General features: G+C 36.2%; 4 protein-coding genes and 1 pseudogene. 1 reads left to right on the top strand and 4 read right to left on the bottom strand.

Annotation, left to right across the window (positions count from 1 at the left end):
* Window positions 1-59 precede the first annotated feature (59 nt).
* From A33I_RS20985 to A33I_RS19170, 4 genes and pseudogenes are all read right to left on the bottom strand, one after another.
* Window positions 60-353 (bottom strand): hypothetical protein, encoded by a 294-nt coding sequence (locus A33I_RS20985; protein ID WP_161808694.1) that lies wholly within the window; start codon window positions 351-353, stop codon window positions 60-62.
* 476 nt (window positions 354-829) lie between these two features.
* A pseudogene (locus A33I_RS21370) lies at window positions 830-913 on the bottom strand (GNAT family N-acetyltransferase); the annotation flags it as partial.
* Entirely contained in the window at window positions 877-1,545 is a 669-nt protein-coding gene (locus A33I_RS19165) for a GNAT family N-acetyltransferase (RefSeq protein ID WP_022629926.1), read from the bottom strand. The pseudogene A33I_RS21370 and the gene A33I_RS19165, both read right to left, overlap by 37 nt.
* Window positions 1,545-2,102 carry a hypothetical protein gene (locus A33I_RS19170; protein ID WP_022629927.1) on the bottom strand — a complete coding sequence of 186 codons (558 nt, stop codon included), beginning with the start codon at window positions 2,100-2,102 and terminating at the stop codon, window positions 1,545-1,547. The genes A33I_RS19165 and A33I_RS19170 overlap by 1 nt, the downstream gene beginning before the upstream one ends.
* 142 nt (window positions 2,103-2,244) lie before the next feature.
* Between A33I_RS19170 and A33I_RS19175 the strand changes: the two genes are divergently transcribed.
* Window positions 2,245-2,832 carry a TetR/AcrR family transcriptional regulator gene (locus tag A33I_RS19175; protein ID WP_022629928.1) on the top strand — a complete coding sequence of 196 codons (588 nt, stop codon included), beginning with the start codon at window positions 2,245-2,247 and terminating at the stop codon, window positions 2,830-2,832.
* The last annotated feature ends 443 nt before the right edge of the window (window positions 2,833-3,275 follow it).

Here is a 3,275-nt window from a genome sequence, read left to right on the forward strand (position 1 = left end):
CCTGCTTCGTTAGTCAACACACGTCCCTAGTGCTGTTTTAAAACGCTCTTGTTACTTTGTTAACTATCTGCAAGGTTTTTTATATTAAAATAAGTGAGCACAAATCCTATGAAGAAAGCAAGCAGCGGAAAAGCTAATATAATATTTGCTAAATCCTGCCTCATAGATTTGTTTTTCACCATTTTACTCACTACCAAATCAATCAAGCTAATGACTAGCGCAAATAACAGGATAATCATGATGTTGATCTCGATCATGAAAATATAATTAAGTACGACAGAATAGATCCCGTAGATGAACATGGAAAGTGGGAGGTACGTTTTTACCTGGTGCTTCGTTTCAAAACCTTCCAAAAATGAACCTGCTATGATGGAAAAAATGTTAAAAATGGTTCCAAAAGAAAATGATAAGACATTGAAGAAATCACCACTCAGTAAATCTCCCTTCAATAATAGAAAAGACCACATGGCAATAGAGCCAATAAACAAAGATCGAAAAATTCTACTTGAACTCAATGAGCATCATCTCCACTTGTTAAGTTTAGAATTCTTTTAAGATGATCAATGCCATACCTAATGAATCAATTATATGAATGAAACCGTCATTGAGTTTCTTCCTTATATTAACATTAATTTCTATCTTCCTTACCTTGTTGAAGGAATGCACCCGTTAGTGCAATAAGCCTACCCTTAGTCCTCCAAGACTCGCTACGAGCGAATGGCTAGTTTTTACTCGACGGGAATCCCACCCGTTATATGATATGACCTAGGCTCTGCCGCACTCGCACCCATTAGCAAAACCGGCCCTCCACCCCTTGGATAGGCATGGCGATACGATGTACATCAAATTCATCAAATAACTTTTTGACTAAACTACTCACCGCTTCTGTTGCATATCCCTTCCCTGAAGCTTCACGTTTATTTTCATCATACCGTAAATGGTGATGTCGTCTAATTGTGTTTCACTATATAGACAAAAACCAAACCGCCTATAATGGCTAATATTCCTTTTATTTTCAGTATCTAATGCAATCCCACGAGAACGATGATCTTCACGAACTTGTTTCATGATATGCTTCATTAACTGACCGCCAACACCATATCCTTGTCTGGATGGCATTACGCCAATCATGATGAGATAATGCAAGGGCAGCTTCGGAACACTTCTTCTGGATCCCTTCATATAACGATTCAGCTTGATGACTGTCTTCAACGATAGATTTTTCAGAAGTTGAATGACCCTACCGACTAGCTTAAGTCCACCAAAAATCTTTTGAGTTCCTTTCATATGTGGCATCTCGATGATGTACGCTCCAATGAGCTTATCTTGATCATAGATGCCCCATATTTCTTCTAACAAGCAAAAGCTTTTATCAAAAAGAAAGGCAACAAACGCGCAAGCACGCTCCTCAAATTTTTGATCTACCTCACCATCTTTAAATAAATAATTGAATAATGGATCATTTTCAAATGATTTTGCCATGAGTTGAACAAAACATGGTTTATCCGACCTATTTAACCTTCTGATATGGTCATCTCTGCTCATCAATGACGCCACCTACTCCCGTACCTTCTATAATGGTTGACACTAAAACTGAACAATACTTTGACCATAAAAAGCATGCTGACAATCAGCATAAAAGCTTCCATTTCAAGCATTGGCATCCATGCTACCCCTAGCGACAATAACAAACCAGCCACAAAAACTTGGTTTCTACCTTCGATGGATTGAATGGTAAATGCACACATAATCGTATACATCCAAACCATCAAAACTGAAAAAATAGGTATATGAAGCATCACTGCAACGAGCAATATGTGAACATGAATAGAGATGAAGACGATACGTTTCGTTTTTCTCTTTGCGTAGTAATCATTTGTAGATTGAGTGAAATTGGCGATACACCCTGAAAATATATCAAACACGAGAATAAAGGCTAGTATACTACGCCACAGTGGAAGGTCCATATACATGTTGGGGTACAAGTAAAACAACACTGTAGATAACGTCACTCCAAAGAGTAAGATCACGATGATGTGCAGAACACTTTGTCTTTCTCCAAAAACCTCATGAAAAAAAGCCGGAATTTCTATGTCTCTCATTTATTACCCTCCCACAACAAAATTTATGTAGTATTTATACATAATAAGTATAAAACTATATAACAATATATGCAATAACTTTATAGTATGTGAATTGAAATACTCTAAAACTTGAGATAAACTGAACATGAGGTGGTATCGTATGGATGGATTTGAAAAAAGAAAAGAAAAAAAAATGAAGCAGATATTTTCTGCTGCACTTGATTTGGTTTGCAAATATGGATTTGACAAGATCAGTGTCAATGAGATCGCCGCTAAAGCCCGCGTTTCTCCAGCCACGATCTATAACTACTTTGGAACGAAGGAACAACTTTACCATTCCATGCTTCATGATTGGGTAGATTCTAAAATACATGAATATGATGTCATCCTTCAATCGGGCAAATCTTTCAATGACAAGATAAAAGACATCATGACACTGGAAGCTCATAACCTCAGACTTTTGGCTAATATGAGTCAGAGTCACGATCCTGAACCTGTTCATTTTTTTCTTAGTGGTGTGGAAGAGAAGTTAGAATCCTTTTTTCATAGACTGGTTCATATAGGAAAAACAGAAGGATATATTGCAAAAGGTTTTTCGGATAAAGTCTTATTAAAACACTTCAAACTATTTTTTTATGAAATCAGTGAACACATAAGCGTTCATGGTAAACGGGAGAATGATGAAGAAATGGATCAACTACTTCAATTATTTTTCTACGGATTAACCCCCCATCAAGTAATCAAATGAGAATGAATGATCGAATAAAAAAACGCATTTCGACCGTTTTGTAATCATGTATATGGTGCACTCTCCAGGCACTATTATATTCAGTTCACTTCGCTGATTAAATCGACGTTGTGTTAATCAATGGAGAATAGCTCGTTCGAACGGCTATTCTCCACACTCAGTGTAATGTTTCACCCAAAATGGACTGCTGAACAGTCCATTGATGTACTATTCCAGTTACCCGTTTAAACGAGCAAGAAAAGCATACTTAAAAAAATAAATGCCATAAATTTCATTTTCAAAAAATCATCCCCCTAAAACAAAATTTTATTACTGATAATGTTAATTATACTAAATTTATACTATACCTCTTAAACTAAACTGCCCTTTCGTATTATAAGGTCAGCCAGATAAGAAAATATTTCTGGTTGACCATTTGTTATATGGTTTTATTATAACGGTAG

The sequence above is a fragment of the Alkalihalophilus marmarensis DSM 21297 genome, assembly GCF_000474275.2.
Lineage (GTDB): Bacteria > Bacillota > Bacilli > Bacillales > Bacillaceae_D > Alkalihalophilus > Alkalihalophilus marmarensis.